Source organism: Myxococcus sp. CA056 (assembly GCF_013336715.1).
Classification (GTDB): Bacteria; Myxococcota; Myxococcia; order Myxococcales; family Myxococcaceae; genus Myxococcus; species Myxococcus llanfairpwllgwyngyllgogerychwyrndrobwllllantysiliogogogochensis.
The window spans coordinates 314,615-329,012 of sequence record NZ_JABUMT010000008.1 but is presented as its reverse complement, the minus strand read 5'-3'; the positions used below and the strand labels follow the sequence as shown (position 1 = coordinate 329,012).

Annotated in this window: 15 protein-coding genes; 5 read left to right on the top strand and 10 right to left on the bottom strand. The window is 69.3% G+C overall.

All coding sequences use genetic code 11. The annotated features are described in order from the left end of the window. Positions 1 to 8 precede the first annotated feature (8 nt). From HUA76_RS29255 to HUA76_RS46135, 3 genes are all read right to left on the bottom strand, one after another. Positions 9 to 224: a DUF5818 domain-containing protein gene (locus tag HUA76_RS29255; RefSeq protein ID WP_141643979.1), complete on the bottom strand. Its 216-nt coding sequence runs from the start codon at positions 222 to 224 to the stop codon at positions 9 to 11. After that, entirely contained in the window at positions 221 to 2,026 is a 1,806-nt protein-coding gene (locus tag HUA76_RS29250; protein ID WP_174458673.1) for a S8 family serine peptidase, read from the bottom strand. The genes HUA76_RS29255 and HUA76_RS29250 overlap by 4 nt, the downstream gene beginning before the upstream one ends. Before the next feature lie 161 nt (positions 2,027 to 2,187). After that, the gene (locus tag HUA76_RS46135) at positions 2,188 to 2,820 is read right to left on the bottom strand and encodes a serine aminopeptidase domain-containing protein (protein WP_174462684.1); all 633 of its coding nucleotides are present in this window, start codon (positions 2,818 to 2,820) and stop codon (positions 2,188 to 2,190) included. Positions 2,821 to 3,103: 283 nt separating this feature from the next. On the opposite strand from HUA76_RS46135, the gene HUA76_RS29240 reads away from it, so the two are divergent. From HUA76_RS29240 to HUA76_RS29230, 3 genes are all read left to right on the top strand, one after another. Next, positions 3,104 to 4,045, top strand: coding sequence for a hypothetical protein (locus HUA76_RS29240; protein ID WP_141643272.1), 942 nt, complete (start codon positions 3,104 to 3,106; stop codon positions 4,043 to 4,045). Positions 4,046 to 4,078: 33 nt separating this feature from the next. Continuing rightward, positions 4,079 to 4,510 (top strand): hypothetical protein, encoded by a 432-nt coding sequence (locus tag HUA76_RS29235; RefSeq protein ID WP_141643273.1) that lies wholly within the window; start codon positions 4,079 to 4,081, stop codon positions 4,508 to 4,510. 85 nt (positions 4,511 to 4,595) lie between these two features. Beyond that, positions 4,596 to 5,018, top strand: coding sequence for a hypothetical protein (locus tag HUA76_RS29230; RefSeq protein WP_141643315.1), 423 nt, complete (start codon positions 4,596 to 4,598; stop codon positions 5,016 to 5,018). 58 nt (positions 5,019 to 5,076) lie between these two features. Here HUA76_RS29230 and HUA76_RS29225 read toward each other — a convergent pair whose 3' ends face one another. The 3 genes from HUA76_RS29225 to HUA76_RS29215 are packed head-to-tail and all read right to left on the bottom strand — an operon-like array spanning position 5,077 to position 8,268. Continuing rightward, positions 5,077 to 6,273, bottom strand: coding sequence for a class I SAM-dependent rRNA methyltransferase (locus HUA76_RS29225; protein WP_141643274.1), 1,197 nt, complete (start codon positions 6,271 to 6,273; stop codon positions 5,077 to 5,079). Positions 6,274 to 6,277: 4 nt separating this feature from the next. After that, positions 6,278 to 7,099 (bottom strand): HAD-IIB family hydrolase, encoded by an 822-nt coding sequence (locus tag HUA76_RS29220; RefSeq protein ID WP_174462683.1) that lies wholly within the window; start codon positions 7,097 to 7,099, stop codon positions 6,278 to 6,280. Next, positions 7,099 to 8,268, bottom strand: a complete 1,170-nt coding sequence (locus HUA76_RS29215) for a hypothetical protein (RefSeq protein ID WP_141643276.1) — start codon at positions 8,266 to 8,268, stop codon at positions 7,099 to 7,101. The genes HUA76_RS29220 and HUA76_RS29215 overlap by 1 nt, the downstream gene beginning before the upstream one ends. An 80-nt stretch (positions 8,269 to 8,348) precedes the next feature. On the opposite strand from HUA76_RS29215, the gene corA reads away from it, so the two are divergent. Together corA and HUA76_RS29205 are read left to right on the top strand one after the other, a co-directional pair. Then, entirely contained in the window at positions 8,349 to 9,290 is a 942-nt protein-coding gene (gene corA, locus HUA76_RS29210; RefSeq protein WP_174458669.1) for a magnesium/cobalt transporter CorA, read from the top strand. 18 nt (positions 9,291 to 9,308) lie between these two features. After that, positions 9,309 to 10,091, top strand: a complete 783-nt coding sequence (locus tag HUA76_RS29205; protein ID WP_174462682.1) for an alpha/beta fold hydrolase — start codon at positions 9,309 to 9,311, stop codon at positions 10,089 to 10,091. A 7-nt stretch (positions 10,092 to 10,098) separates the two neighbouring features. On the opposite strand, the gene HUA76_RS29200 is transcribed toward HUA76_RS29205, so the two are convergent. The 4 genes from HUA76_RS29200 to HUA76_RS29185 form a co-directional block, all read right to left on the bottom strand. After that, positions 10,099 to 11,274 (bottom strand): hypothetical protein, encoded by a 1,176-nt coding sequence (locus tag HUA76_RS29200; protein ID WP_174458667.1) that lies wholly within the window; start codon positions 11,272 to 11,274, stop codon positions 10,099 to 10,101. After that, positions 11,271 to 12,773, bottom strand: coding sequence for a hypothetical protein (locus HUA76_RS29195; RefSeq protein ID WP_254614550.1), 1,503 nt, complete (start codon positions 12,771 to 12,773; stop codon positions 11,271 to 11,273). The genes HUA76_RS29200 and HUA76_RS29195 overlap by 4 nt, the downstream gene beginning before the upstream one ends. A 173-nt stretch (positions 12,774 to 12,946) precedes the next feature. Further along, positions 12,947 to 13,330 carry a hypothetical protein gene (locus tag HUA76_RS29190; protein WP_174458666.1) on the bottom strand — a complete coding sequence of 128 codons (384 nt, stop codon included), beginning with the start codon at positions 13,328 to 13,330 and terminating at the stop codon, positions 12,947 to 12,949. Positions 13,331 to 13,367: 37 nt separating this feature from the next. Next, complete coding sequence (locus HUA76_RS29185) at positions 13,368 to 14,372, bottom strand: dipeptidase (RefSeq protein WP_141643281.1); 1,005 nt, start codon at positions 14,370 to 14,372, stop codon at positions 13,368 to 13,370. Positions 14,373 to 14,398: the final 26 nt, after the last annotated feature.

The following is a 14,398-nucleotide window of genomic DNA, read 5'->3' as shown; positions in this document are numbered from 1 at the left end:
CTCACACCTCAGACGAAGCGATACGAGCTGACGTGGAACACGGGGCCCACCATGGCGCTGGTGAGCACGTCACGGTCCACGTCGCCCTCGGCCTCGATGCGCTGGCCGTCCTTCTTGATCTTCCGGTCGCCACCCGCCAGTTGGTAGGTGGTGCCGTCGTCGCCTTCCAGCACCCAGACGCCCGTCTCGACGTCCCGGAAGACCACGCGCCCGGACAGCTTCAAGGCACATCCTCCTTCTTGAGCATGGCCCGGGCGACGACGATGCAGAGGACGGTGTTGAAGCCCAGCCACGGCTTCGCCAGGAACGTGAAGGGCATCCACGACAGCGCGGGAGCGCCGGCCCACGCCGAGTACGCCAGGAAGCCCGCGAAGCCCAGCGCGAGCCCGCCCACCGCCGGACGCAGACCCTTCCAGCCGATGGCCGGCAGCGACAGCAGGACCGGGATGAGCGCGCTGTAGAACAGCGGGCTCACCGTGCGACGGCCGAAGATGATGCGCTCCCAGTCGGGGATGGGCAGCGACGCCATCTCCACCACGCTCCCCGTCACGTCCGCGGAGCTCACGAACCACGTGCGCACGAAGTACACGCCCACCGTGGACAGCAGCAGCGGCACCAGGAAGGCCGGACGCAGGAGCGCGTTGAGGTAGCCCGGACGCTCGCGGCCCCGCAGGGTCAGCAGCACGAAGGCCAGCAGGCCCAGCGCCCAGTACAGCGGCGGCCAGCGCGACATCCCGCCACCCAGCGACGCGAGCGACGCCTCCGCGTTGAGCAGACCGTGGCCGTACTGCTCGGTCCATGCCTGGTCCGCGACCTTCGCCGCGCCGGCGTACAGCGCCTTCTCCACCGCGTCCGGAGTCTTCGCGCCAGCCGCGTACAGCATCGCGGCCACCGCGGCCACGTGCGGGGTGGCCATGCTGGTGCCCTGGTACGACGCGTAGACGGAGCGCGAGGGGTCTCTCGGGTCGATGGTGTTCTGGAGGATGCCGCCCTGGTCGCCCTTGCGCTTGTCACCACCGGGCGCCGCGATATCCAGCTCCTTGCCGTAGGACGAGTACGGCGCGAGCGAGCCCTCGGGCCCCACCGCCGACACCGCCACCGCGCCGGGATAGGCCGCGGGGAACTCCACGCGCGCGCGCCCACCGTTGCCGGCCGCGGCCACCACGGTGACGCCCTTCTTACGCGCGTACTCCACCGCGTTGGCCATCACCTGCGAGTAGCCGCCACCGCCCAGCGACATGTTGATGACGTTGGCGCCCTTGTCCGCCGCGAAGCGGATGGCGTCCGCGATGTCCGCGGTGGTGCCGCCACCGAAGTGGTTGAGCACCTTCACCGGCATCAGCGTCGCCTCGAAGGCCACACCCGCCACGCCCTCGCCGTTGTTGGTGGCCTGGGCGATGGTGCCCGCCACGTGCGTGCCGTGCCCGTGGTCATCGTTGGCGTGCTCGTCGTCGTTCACGAAGTCGTAGCCCGGAACGAACTTCACGCCCTTCAGGTCCGGCACCTGCTTGAAGTCGTCGTGGTCCTCGTACGCGATGCCGGTGTCGAGCACCGCCACCACCACGCCCTTGCCCCGGCTGCGCTCCCACGCCTTGGGCATGTCGATCATCTTGAGGTTCCACTGCTGCGCGTACTCCGGATCATTCGGAGTGAAGCTGGCGCGGACCTCCATCAGCGGCTCGGCGGCCTCGACGCTGGGATGCTGGCGGATGCGCTCCAGCACGCCCTGCACGTCATCCACGCCCACCGCCAGGGTGAGGGCCTCGTCGGCGCTCTCCACGGAGTTGAGCTCCAGGTCCACGCCCCAGTCGGCCTCCCAGGCGTCAAACTGGGCCTGCGTGGTGCCGTCCTTGAAGTCCACGAGGATGGCGTGCGGGACGACATCCACGTCGTCCGCCAGGTTCTCGAGCGAGGCGGGAGGCGCGGGCGCACGCTCGGCGTCGCTCTCCGCGGACTTGCACGCAGGGGCTACCGTCACGGCCAGGGCCAGCGCGGCGCCACCCAGGGTCCATCGCACCATCCGCATCGGGCTACTCCTTGAGGAACGAGGCACGCTTCCGGAAGACCCTACGAACGAACGGCGAAACGATTGGGTCTGCACAGACAGTCTGTACGTCCGCTCTCCCGGCGTGCAAGTGCGGGAGGCTGAAGAAATGTGAAGGAGTCCGGTGGGTTGCAGCGCATCGGTCATCCGCCGGAGAGCCGCTGGAGCCAGGTGGACACGGCCCGTCCCACCTGCGGCAGGTTGCGTTGGAACGTCGCCCCCGCGTCATCGATGACCTCGAAATCCCCCCCGGCCCGCGCCACCGCGGCCGCCACCGCCGCCCGGGGCATCCGCCCGTCCTCCTCCCCCTGCACCACCAGCAGCGGGCACGTCACCCGGGCCAGCACCGAGGCGTCCACATCCGCCGGCGCGACGAGGCACAGCCCTCCCACCGACGGGAACCGCGCCTGGAGCGCCAGGGCCACCTGGGCCCCCCCGTGGAGCGCCGCCACCGCCAGCGCGCTCGTCCCCGCGTTCTCCAGCAACACCCGCATGGCCGCCTCGGCGTCCTCGAGCAGCGCCAGGTCCCTGCCCCGCGTCCCCTGGCTCGCGCCCACACCCCGGTGGTTGAAGCGCAGCGTGGGGAAGCCCGCGCTGGCCGCCGCCCAGGCGAGCTCCGCGGCGATGACGTGATCCATCCCCCCACCCTCGTCGGGCCTCGGCGGAAGGATCAACAACGGGGGCGCGCGCTTGCCGCGGTGCGCCGTGCCCTCCATCACCACCGCCCCCACCGGAATCAGGGTGGAGCGCTCCAGGAACTGACCTTTCTGGACCATGTCACCCACCTTAGGAGGGCTCGCGCCGAGCCGATACTCCCAGCGCATGCTCCATTCTGGCGCGCCCCACCTCTGGGCGCGGGCTCCAGGTCCGGCGTGGGATCCGCGCTTCCCTCGGAACATGACGCACCAGGTCTTCGCCCGATGTCCGCGACGCGGTGCGTCGGAATTCAGCGTTTGGAGCGAATTACCGCGTTTGTGCGCAACTTCAGACGGCGTCCTGGGACAATGGGGCAAGGACTCTTTCTTCCATCCCCCTTTTTATCCGCTGGAGCCCCCCACCATGAGCACCATCGAGCGCGGCCGCACCCTCGTCGGCACCACCCCTCGGACGTCCGTTGCGCGCACGTCTGAAGCGAACACGGTGGCGACGCCCGCGGTGCAGCCGACCGCGCAGCGCACCGGCGCGGTGGTGGATGGCTTCGACAGCGCGAAGACGACGAACACCGTGGCCGCCGCGCAGGTGTTCACCGCTCCGGCCGGCTCGAAGGACAAGGTCTATGACGGCAAGCTGGTGGGCGCGGGCGGCCAGACGTTCGAGCCCGGCACGCCGCTGAGCGACATCCCCGCCTTCACGCCCAAGAACAACCCGAACGCGACGGCCACGCTCATCTACACGAACGGCATGCGCACGGAGAAGGACAAGCAGGCGCGTGAGCTGCAGGCGCTCGCGGACGAGACGGGCATGCGCACCATCGGCGTGCACAACTCCACCGAGGGCACCGTCGGCGACCTGCTCCAGGCCGTGAAGGACAAGCTGGGCAAGGGCACCAACCCCGCCGTCGACACGCTGGCCGACGCCGTCTACGGCGAGCTGAAGGCGGGCCGGGACGTGCACCTCGTCGGCTACAGCCAGGGTGGCCTCATCACCTCGCGCGCGCTGTCGGACGTGGCGCGCCGGCTGCGCATCGAAGACGGGATGTCGCCGGAGCAGGTTCAGCAGACGATGAGCAAGCTGAACGTGGAGACGTTCGCGGCCGCCGCCTGCACCTACCCGGACGGCCCCAACTACGTGCACTACATCAACAACCGCGACGCGGTCCCCACCCTCTTCGGCCTGGGCGGCAAGGGCTGGAGCCCCGCGGACATGCTGCGCCACGCGGGCAAGGACGCGAAGGTGCACTACTTCTCCGAGGACACCGTGTTCTCGGGCGCGCACTCGCTGGTCGACACGTACCTCAACCACCGCGTGCCCTTCGAGCAGGCCCGCGCCGGCGAGTTCTGAGAGCTGCCCGTCAGTCGTGGTAGATAAGCCACCATGACGCGAGACGAGGCGACTCAACTGGTGCAGGCGTACCTGGCGGCTCAGGGCGTTCCCCTGAGCCCCGGTCTCAATCAGAAGGGGCTCGGCGGAGCCGCTGTCGGCGAGGCGCAGCTGTACTTCGAGCACTCGGCCGACACGGGCGAGCTGAAGTGCAGCGCCCTCATCTACCGCTTCCGCGACGCGCCCCGCCCCGGCGTCCTCGACGGCTTCCGCGACGAGCAGAAGGCCGGCACGGACGCGGGCGGCGGCACGGTGGACTTCGAGTCGGAGAGCAAGAGCCTCTTCCTCAGTCGCTCGTACACGACGCGCCCCATCGACCTGGTGTTCGCCTCCGAGCTGAGCAAGCTGATGGCGGCGAGCCTCGTGTGGGGCGTGGACGTGTTCGAGCGCGTCGCCGCGAAGGTCATCCCCGCGCAGTCCCGCTGACATGGCCCTCGCGTTCTCCCGTCACATCCAGTGGCTGCTGGCCACGATGGGCCTCGCCAAACCCCCGCCCCCTCCGGGCGGGCCCATGACTCGCGAGGCCGCGCGCGCGCTCGTCCGGTGGTACCTGCAGACGCAGGGCGCCGGGATGAGCGAGGGGCTCAACGAGAACGGGCTGGGCGGCACCATGGTGGGCAGCGCGCAGCTCTACTTCGAGCACCACGCGGACACGCAGGTGCTGGAGTGCAGCGCGCTCGTCTACCGCTTCCGGGAAGACCCCAAGCCGGGTGTCATCGACGGCTTCCGCAAGCAAGCCCAGGACGGCACGGACGCCGGCGGTGGCTCGGTGGACTTCGAGGAGGAGAACAAGAGCCTCTTCCTGAGCCGGACGTACGCGCAGATGCCCGCGGGCGCCGCGTTCACGAAGGACATGGAGCGGCTGATGAAGGCCAGCCTCTCCTGGGGCACCACCGTGCTGGACCGCGTGGCGCGGAACGTCTTCGGCACCTGACGGGCTCCCGCTCCCCGCACGGGCCCGGGCGATATCCCGGGCCCGCTGAGCGGCGGAGCTACACCGCCTGGAGCACGTAGAACTTGAGGTACTTGCCCTCGGGGAACTGCAACCGCACCGGGTGGTCCGGCGGCTGGTAGCGCTCCTCGACGAGCGCCAGGTCGACGCCAGCCTTGAAGCCCGCTTCGCGCACCGCGCTCATGAAGTCGTCCGGGCTCACGCGCGCCGAGCACGACGCCGTGGCCAGCAGGCCGCCCGGCCGCAAGAGGCTCAGCGCCTGCCGATTCAGGGACGCATACCCGTCCAGGGCCGCCTGCACCGCGCGCTGGCTCTTCGCGAAGGCCGGCGGGTCCAGGATGATCATGTCGAAGGTGCGGCCCTCGTCCTTGAAGGACTGGATGACCGTGAACACGTCCGCCGCGAGGAAGTCATGCTTCTCCGCGGGCAGCCCGTTGCGCGTGAAGTTCTCGCGCGCCAGGGCGATGGCTTCCGGGTCGATGTCCACCGAGAACACGGTGTTCGCCCCGCCCAGCGCCGCGTTGACGGAGAAGCCGCCGCTGAAGCTGAAGCAGTTGAGCACGTCCCGGCCCTTGGCCAGTCGCCGGATGAGGTGACGGTTCTCCCGCTGGTCCAGGAAGAACCCCGTCTTCTGCCCGCGCCACACGTCCACCATGAAGGTGACGCCGCGCTCGCGGATGGCGATCTGCTCCGGCGCGTCCTGCCCGTACAACATGCGCCCCGAGCCCCGGCCCTCGTCCTCCTCCACGTCGTCCCGCGCCACTTCATCGCGACCGACGATGCCCTTGAGGCCCGGGATGCCGGCCTTGAGCGCCTCGACGATGAGCGGGCGATACGGCGTCAGGCCCGCCGAATACAGCTTCATCACCGCCCAGCCGGCGTAGAGGTCCACCACCACGCCCGGCAGCCCGTCCCCCTCGCCGTGAATCAGGCGGTAGCTGTCCGTGTCGGTCAGGTCGAGGAGCGACTGGCGCTCCGCCAGCGAGCGTCGCACCCGACGGGTGATGAAGCCCGCGTCCACCGTGTCCCGCGAGTCGCGCGTCAGCACCCGCACCGCGATGGCCGAATGCGGATCGTAATACCCCCGCGCGACGAACTTCCCGTTCTCCGTCAGGTCCACCACGCTGCCGGCGGGAATCCTCGGCACATGCTCCAGCGCCTTGCGAAACACCCACGGGTGCCCCGCGCGCAGGTGGCGCCCCAGTCCTCGCGCCAGCTCCAGCTTCACGACATTCACGGTGTCACTCCTCACGAGCCCCACGGCCCCGCCGAGCGAGGAGGGCCCGAGCCAGCTCCTCGAAGCCCTTCCCCTCGGCTGCCCGGGTAATGAAAGCCGGCGGCGCGTCGATGCGGTCCAACACCGCGCGCACGTTGGCTACGCCCACGCCCAGCTCGAAAGCCTGGAACATCGGGGCGTCATTGAAAGAATCCCCTACATACACGTAACGGCCGTCCCGAGGCTCCAAACGCTCGCCCCACGCCACCCGCGCGAAGCGCCGCGTCGCACTCAGCTTGTCGAAGCGACCGAGCCAGCAGTTGACATGCACGGACGAGCGCACCGCCGTCACCCCGCGCGCCCGCAGCAGCGCTTCGATGCGCGACGCCCCCGCCTCACCCAGCCGGGCTTCCTCGTTGTAGTCCACGGCCAGGTCCACTTCCGTGTACGCGCTGTCCACCGACAGCCGCGCCCCGGGCACCTGCTTCAGCACGCGCCCGACTTCCTTCTCGAGCCGACGCCGGTTCACCACGCGCTCGGCCGGTGCCTCCAGGTACACCTTGCGGAGCCCCCGCTTGCCTCGCAGGAAGAACAGGCCGCCGTTCTCCACGATGACGCCGTCCACCGGGAGCTGCCGCGCCCACGCCTCACCCCACCCCGCCGGCCTGCCACTCACCAACACCACACGCAGGCCCGAAGCGGACAGCCGCTCCAGCGCCCGCACGGTGTCCGCGCGCAGCCGGTGGCCGGTGGTCAGCGTGCCATCCACGTCCGTGAAGACACCCTCGACACGGGACAGGTCCGCCTCGCGCAACGGGCGCGGTACCGCCTTGCTGGCAGCCGCCATCACATCACGTCCAGCTGGGCCAACAGTCCCTGGAACACTTCGATGGTGGCGCGCAGCTCCGGTCCCACGAGCTGGGCCAGGGGCTGCTTTCGCGCCTTGCGCAGGAACGCGTCCATGTCGGAGGCCCGCCCGTAGAGGGACTGGGCGCTGACGGCCGCCTCGGCCAGGAGTCGGGCCGAGGCCGGCGCGTCCGAGTCCGACAGCATCAGGGCCCGCTCCAGCTTCACGCCGCAAGAGGCCCACACCTCGCGGTCATGGATGATGAGCACCTGGCGCTGGTTCACCGCGGACAGGCCCCGGACGAACGCGTCCAGCTCGCTCACCACCTTGAGCAGGTCCTGGCGGGAGGGGTTGGGGAGAATCGCCAGGCGACCCACCTCCGCGCGCATCTCCACGATGTGCCGCTTGTCCTGCGCGCGCAGGTTCCGGTACGCGGCCGTGCGGCCAAAGGCGTCCATCTCCGTCTGGAGCTGCTGCGCGTTCCACTGCACGTCCTCGGGCTCCGCCTCGCGCACCTTGTTGTGCCGCGCCGTGAGGATGCGCCCCAAGTCCGCGGTGATGGCGCGCACCGTCACCGCCGCCTTCACCTCCGCCTCGTGCCCGGGCACCACCTGCGCCCGCGTCACCTCGCCAAAGGTGCTCGCCGTCTCGAAGACGAGGTTGCTGACCTGCTCGCGGAAGCGCGCCCGGAAGCTCTGGATTTCAGCCAGCAGCGTCCACCGGTCGCTCACCACGGACGGGTTGCGCATCGCCTCGCCCAGCTGGGTAATCCCCTGCGCGAGCTGCGTCATGGCGTCCTGGAGCAACGTGGCCGGGTCCTGGAAGCGGGCCCCGCCCACCTCGCGCAGGATGTCCGCGAGGCCCGCGGAAGGCTGTGCGGGGAACTGCTCGCGGATGACGTTCAAGAGGGCGTTGACGTCCATCACCGTGTCTCGGATGACGGGCGCCATCTCCTCCCAGAGCGACAGGTCCGGGCTGGAGTCCACCACCGGCGTCTCGTACTTCACCAGGTCCATGTCACTCAGCCGGCCAATGGCCTGGGCGGCGGCGGCGTACACCTTGCGCAGCCGGCCCGCGAAGGCGCGGTCGGGGTGGGACTGGAGGATTTCTTCGAGCCTCGGGGTCAGGGAGGCCTGCGGGTTTTCAGCGTCAGCGGACACGGGGGGCACACTCTAGCGCTCGACTTCCGCGCGGGGGAGTTCTAGCACTCGGATCGGGGCCGCGCCGCAAGGCCCGGGAGCGCTACGGGATGATTCAGGTCTGTCTGATGAAGGACGGAACCCTCTTCACCGGGGGTGAGGAACTGCTCGCCGAGGAGGGACGGAAGTGGATTGACGTCCTCCACCCCGACGAAGCGGTGATGGCCCGGCTGGCCGAGCGCTTCGGCCTCCACAGGCTGGCCGTCGAGGACTGCCTCCACCTGGACCAGCGGCCCAAGCTGGAGGAATACCCGAACCATGTCTTCATCGTCCTCCAGGGGTTCACCACCGGGAAGGACGTGTGCGAGCTGACGCTGCATGAGCACCACTTCTTCCTAGCCAAGGAGTGGATCATCAGCGTGCACGAGCTGCCCTTCTCGGGGCTGGACAACATCCAGCAGCGCGTCCGCTCGGATCCGAACGCGACGCTGGGACGGGGCACGGACTTCATCCTCTACCTGCTGGCGGATGGGCTGGTGGATGCGCAGTTCCCCATCCTCGACACCTTCGGTGACGAGTTGGAGGACCTGGAGGTGTCCATCTTCGAGCGGGCGGAGAAGTCCCAGCTGCAGCGCATCTTCGAGATGAAGCGGATGCTGGTGCAGCTGCGCCGGGTGCTGTCCCCGCAGCGGGACGTGGTGGGGCTGATGGCGCGGCGGGGCATCCCCCACGTCGACGAGCGCTCCACGCTCTACTTCCGCGACGTGTATGACCATCTGGTGCGCCTGTACGAGCAGATTGATGCCGGGCGCGACATCCTGGGCAACGTCATGGACGGCTACCTGTCCATGGTGGCCAACAAGACGAACGACATCACCAAGCAGCTCACCATCTTCGCCACCATCTTCCTGCCGCTGTCGTTCATCGTCGGATTCTTCGGACAGAACTTCGACGTGCTGTCAGGGCGGGGCTTCTACATCAGCATGTGGGTGATGATCATCGGACTGCCCGTGGGCCTCTTCTTCTGGTTCAAGCACAAGCAGTGGCTCTGAGCCCTGTTCGGAGGACGCATGCTGACCGTCACCGTGGATGGACTCTCCCTGCACTACCGCGACGTGGGCCAGGGCCTCCCCGTCCTGCTGCTGCACGCCTTTCCCCTCAACGGGGACGCCTTCGACGCCCAGGTGAAGGCGCTGTCCGGGCGCTACCGCTTCATCATCCCGGACATCCGAGGCTTCGGGCAGAGCATGCCGGGTGAAGGCCCCACCGAGATGTCACGCATCGCCAGTGACGCGCTGGGATTGCTGGACGCGCTGAACATCGACCGGGCCGTGGTGGGCGGAGTGTCCATGGGCGGCTACGCGGCCATGGCCCTCTTGCGCGAGGACGCGGGCCGGGTGGCCGGGCTCGTGCTGATGGACACGCAGTGCACCGCCGACGACGACGCGGGCAAGGCCCGACGGGAGGCCTCCGCGAAGGACGCCCTGGAGAAGGGCGCGGACCCCGTCATCCAGGCCCTGATGCCCAAGCTCATCTCCTCGCCCCCGGATTCGCCGGTGGGGCGCGTGGTGGAGGCGCAGATTCGCACCGCCTCGCGCGAGGGCATCGCCGCCGCCCAGCGGGGCATGGCGCTGCGTCCGGACTCCAAGGACATCCTGGCGCGCTACGCCGGGCCCGCGCTGGTGGTGGTGGGCGAGCATGACGCCATCACCCCGCTGGAGAAGGCGAAGCAGATGGTGGACCTCATCTCCGGGGCGAAGCTGGAGGTCATCCCCGGCGCCGCGCACCTGTCCAACCAGGAGCAGCCGGAGAAGGTCAACGCGGCGCTCGACGCGTTTCTCGGGGCGCTCTGAGCGAGCCTCAGGAGCCCCGCGCCTTCGAGCGCCGGGCTTCCTCCAGGACGTGGTCCTTGAGCAGATAACCGAAGCCCGCGTTGTGGAGCCGGAGGACCAGGTCCTGTCGGGTGGAGCCGAACTCCTCCGCGGCGTCGTCCAGATTCCATCCCGAGGTGGCGAGCCGTTGCAGCAGGTACGCCCGCCGCGTCTGCGCCGCCGAGAGCCGGTAGGTCTTGAGGTACTCCAGCGTTCCGTCGGGGCTCACAATCGCCTCGCCCAGGTGGTTCTCCTCCGAGGGAAGCAGGCTCGTGTGGAAGTGCTGGAGCAGGAACGGCCCGGCCTCGTAGACCTTCCGGGACGTCACCTCCACGCCGAACAGCCCGCCGGCCATGAAGCCATGGAAGGCCGCCCAGTCCGCGCGCATGCGCGCCACCTCCGCGCGCAGGTCCTCCACGCTGGACACCCGCTTCGCGTCCAGGGACAGCCCCAGCTCCGGAGCTTCCATGAGATAGCCGTACTGCAGCAGCAGGTCCCCGTAGAAGTCCTCGAGCAACGTCCGGTGCAGGAGGCGGTAGTCATCCGGGTGCGCGACGATGAACGCGGAGAGCAGCTCATCCGCGTTGAACAGCAGCATGCCCACCTGATTCTCGTGGACCTCGAACGTGCGCAGCGCGCCATCCAGCGCGGTGCTCGCCCACCCGGGCACTACGCCCTCTACTCGCGGACTCAACCCGTGGGACAGGGCCGCTCGCGAGTACTCCGCCCAGGCGATATCCGGCCCGCCGAAGTGCAGGGCCAGGAAGCCCTCCATCGCCAGGTGCAGGGGCAGCATGCGCAACTGGTTGCGGTCTTCCCGGTGCACCATCCGATGCAGCAGCCGCACGGGGACCGGACCCACCTTCACGCGCTTGCCCTCGGGCGACTGCAGGCGCGTGCCGAAGACGGCGTCCGTCTGCCGGTGCGTCCAGCTCACCACCATGCCGTGGGGAATGTAGGAAACGTACTTGAGCCCGCGCCCCGTCAGCGGGCCCTCCAGCGACACCACGGAGACCGCGTCCGAGTAGTCCCTGCGCGCGAAGCGCAGGTCTCCCCTCACCTCGTCCCGCAGCACCGGCACCAGCCGGATGCGTCCGAAGACTTGCGACGGCGCCAGCCTCAGGCCCTTGGGCTCCAGCCGCTGAATGAGTCGCGCGTCGCTCATGCCTCGCCCTCCTCCACGCTCACGGGCGCGCCCGGTGCCACGCCCACCTCCACGCTCGCGTTCCGGCGAGCATCCCGCTCCAGCCAGGACGCCACCCGCGCGGAGAGATAACGCTCCAGCTCCGCCAGCGACGCGGTGCCCTCCGCGAAGCGCGCGAAGCCCAGCACCGTGGGCACGTCCTCCGCGTCCCGCACGCCCACCGTGGCGACGGCTCCACCGAACGAGCGCGGCGAATACTCCTCCGCGTCGAAGACGGGATTGACGTGGACCAGGGCCGTGCGCCGCCCCGGGTCCAACCGCTCCCGGAACACCCGCGTCAGCTCGGCCACGGCCTTGGGCGGGTCATTGTCGTAGCCGTCGGAGACGATGACCACCAGCTCCGCGCCCCAGGCCAGTGCATCCAACAGCGGCGTGGCGAGGTCCGTCTGCCCGCGTGCGGTGACGCGCAACGGCTCCTCCACGGGACAGGTCCAGAAGGCCCGGTACTCGCGCGCGGAGGCGGACAGCAGGTAGTGCGCCGCCAGGGCCACCCCCAGCGGACGCCGACGCTTCTGCAAGGAACCCGACGAGGAGTAGCTGTTGTCCAGCACCGCCGCCACCCGGCCCAGGGAGGCCGGTGCCCGCGCCAGCACCCGCGCGGAGGCGCGCTCCAGCGCCGTGTGCAGCTCGTCCCGGCGCGCCTCGCGGACCGCGTCCGTCATCGACAGGGCATAGAGCGCAAGCTTCGTCAGCGGCGCGCGAGACAGGTCCACCGGCGGCTCCCCGCCCCCTTCGCGCGCGGCGGACTCCTGGAGGCGCAGCCGCTCCGCCTGGGTGAGCCGGGGCTCGATTCGCTGGAGGAACACGTCGCGGGGGACACCGTGCTTCTGGGCCAGGCCCTCCGCCACCGTGTAGGGCAGCTCATAGAGCGCCTCCTGGGCGAAGTGGGCCTTGCGGAACGTCTCCAGCAACGGCTGGGTGTAGACGCGCTTCTTCCATCCATGGAAGAGGAACGGCCCCAGCTCGCCGTCCAACTTCAGGTGGCCATGCACCACCGCCGCGCGCAACTTGGCGCGGTACTTCACCGCGTCGAACGGCAGGCTGGAGCGCCCCGACAGGTACTCACGGACGATGGCGCGCGTCCTGCGGTTGTTGATGTGCCGCGAGCGCAGGGACTCCAGCACCCGGTAGGCCCGCTGCGACGGCAGGCTCCGCAGGGCGGCGGCGATGAGCGCGCCCTCCTCCCGCCGCTCCGCCGCGTCCGCCGGACTGCCGACGGCGAGCAGGTTGAGGATGATCTGCGCCTGATTGAAGTGGTTGATGCCCGCGGCGAGCGTGCGCCGATAGAGGCGCCGGTAGTTGCCGAGGATGTACTGGTGCAGGAACTCGATGGAGACCGACTGCCCGCGCGCGTCACCGTAGAACTCCCGCTGGCCCGTGCAGGAGAAACACGCGTTGACGAACATCACCAGGTCCTCGCGAGCGACCTGTTCGATGCGGACTTCGGCGGCCAGGGCCATCGCGCGCACTGCCTCCAGATGGGAGAGAGGAGCGCCGCTCGGGGAGAAGTGAAACGACCAGCGTGTCAGGCTCCAAAGGCTTGAATCGGAAGTCGCATCGGAGTCCCGCGAGCGGCGCTCCGAAGCTACCACACGTCCCTCAGTGAAGACTCCTGACGCTCGCCTTCAACGGCTCACGGCTGGCAAGTCACCTCGGAGTTGTCCACCTCACAGGTGGCGCACGTCGCCGTCTCCACCAACACTCCCTGGCGGCACTCCAGCACGGCCTTGCCATCCCGTCGGCACAGCCCCCGGCCCTCGGAGCTGGAGGAGCACGCGTCCCCCGCGACGTTGCCAGAGGTGTCGCACCGCACGGCCTCGTCGGACTCGCGGCAGCCGAGCGGACCCCGGCAGGGAACTTCCCGCCACGTCCCGGTGCGGCATTCCAGCGCCAGGACGTTCTCCTGACAGACGAAGCTGCCCGCCTCGTCACAATCATCTCCCGCGCTGGCGCCACCGCAGCCGGCAAGGAGGAGGGAACCAACGACGGACACTAGGACGAAGAGAGAGCGGTTCATGAGCTTGCGACCAATATTTCGAGCGTACCGCCGCCGGTCAACCACCCAGTGTCGTCTGGAAGAAACGCCGGAAATTTCCTCCCATCACTCGTTCCACCCAGGACTCCGGATGTCGGCGCAGCAGTGCCGTGGTGAGCAGGTGCAAGTCGGTGACGTCCTTCATCCCCCGTGGCAGCGGCACCATTCCGTCGTAATCCGAACCCAGGCCCACGCCTTCCTCGCCCATGACGTCCACCGCGTGTTCGATATGGCGGACCACGTCATCCACCGCGTCGCCTCCCAGATAGACGGGGGCGAAGATGATTCCCACCACGCCCCCCCGGTCCGCGATGAAGCGCAAGGAGGCGTCACTCAGGTTGCGCCACCCTCCCCCCGCCGCCCGCACGCCCGTGTGTGAGCAGAAGAACCGGACCGAAGGGTGGGTGAAGAGGTTCTCCAGCGTGCGCTCCGAGGCGTGAGCCACGTCCACGCTCAGCCCCAGCCGCGCCATCTCCTCCATCACCTCCTGCCCCAGGGAGGTGAGCCCCCGGTTGCCCATCATCGGGAAGGAAGAGCCCCCCAGGTCATTGTTGGACAGGTGGGTGAGCCCCATGAAGCGCACGCCCCGGCGGTGCAGCTCCGCCAGCCGCTCCACCTTGCCTTCAATCGCATGCCCACCCTCCACCCCCAGCACCGCGGACAGCCGCCCCCGGGCGAGGTTGTCCTCCAGAATCGCGGGCGTGGTGGTGATTCGCGCCGCGTCCTCGGAGCGACGGCAGAACTCCTCCATGCGCTCTATCTGCCACAAGGCCCGCGTCCACTCGCTCGCGCGTGCTTCCCGGGGCCAGCCGCGCCACGCGGCGAACACCGGGAAGCCCCCGATGAAGGGAAAGCCCCGGGTGACGATGGTGAAGCACTGGAGCTTCACCCCCGCCTCCCGCAGCCGGGGAAAGTCCACGTGCCCCTCGTCCGAGCGCGTGCACAAGTCCCGGTTCCACATGAGGGAGTCCGCGTGTCCGTCCGCGATGCACCAGCGCTGGTGGAGTTCGTTCACGTCGCCCATAGGCGCATCAGTCTGCCTGTCCGCGC

Coding starts and splice junctions, on each gene's coding strand:
- HUA76_RS29250 (WP_174458673.1), bottom strand. CDS start 2,026: ATGCGGATGGTGCGATGGACCCTGGGTGGCGCCGCGCTGGCCCTGGCC.
- HUA76_RS46135 (WP_174462684.1), bottom strand. CDS start 2,820: ATGGTCCAGAAAGGTCAGTTCCTGGAGCGCTCCACCCTGATTCCGGTG.
- HUA76_RS29240 (WP_141643272.1), top strand. CDS start 3,104: ATGAGCACCATCGAGCGCGGCCGCACCCTCGTCGGCACCACCCCTCGG.
- HUA76_RS29235 (WP_141643273.1), top strand. CDS start 4,079: ATGACGCGAGACGAGGCGACTCAACTGGTGCAGGCGTACCTGGCGGCT.
- HUA76_RS29230 (WP_141643315.1), top strand. CDS start 4,596: ATGACTCGCGAGGCCGCGCGCGCGCTCGTCCGGTGGTACCTGCAGACG.
- HUA76_RS29220 (WP_174462683.1), bottom strand. CDS start 7,099: ATGGCGGCTGCCAGCAAGGCGGTACCGCGCCCGTTGCGCGAGGCGGAC.
- corA (WP_174458669.1), top strand. CDS start 8,349: ATGATTCAGGTCTGTCTGATGAAGGACGGAACCCTCTTCACCGGGGGT.
- HUA76_RS29205 (WP_174462682.1), top strand. CDS start 9,309: ATGCTGACCGTCACCGTGGATGGACTCTCCCTGCACTACCGCGACGTG.
- HUA76_RS29200 (WP_174458667.1), bottom strand. CDS start 11,274: ATGAGCGACGCGCGACTCATTCAGCGGCTGGAGCCCAAGGGCCTGAGG.
- HUA76_RS29195 (WP_254614550.1), bottom strand. CDS start 12,773: ATGGCCCTGGCCGCCGAAGTCCGCATCGAACAGGTCGCTCGCGAGGAC.
- HUA76_RS29190 (WP_174458666.1), bottom strand. CDS start 13,330: ATGAACCGCTCTCTCTTCGTCCTAGTGTCCGTCGTTGGTTCCCTCCTC.
- HUA76_RS29185 (WP_141643281.1), bottom strand. CDS start 14,372: ATGGGCGACGTGAACGAACTCCACCAGCGCTGGTGCATCGCGGACGGA.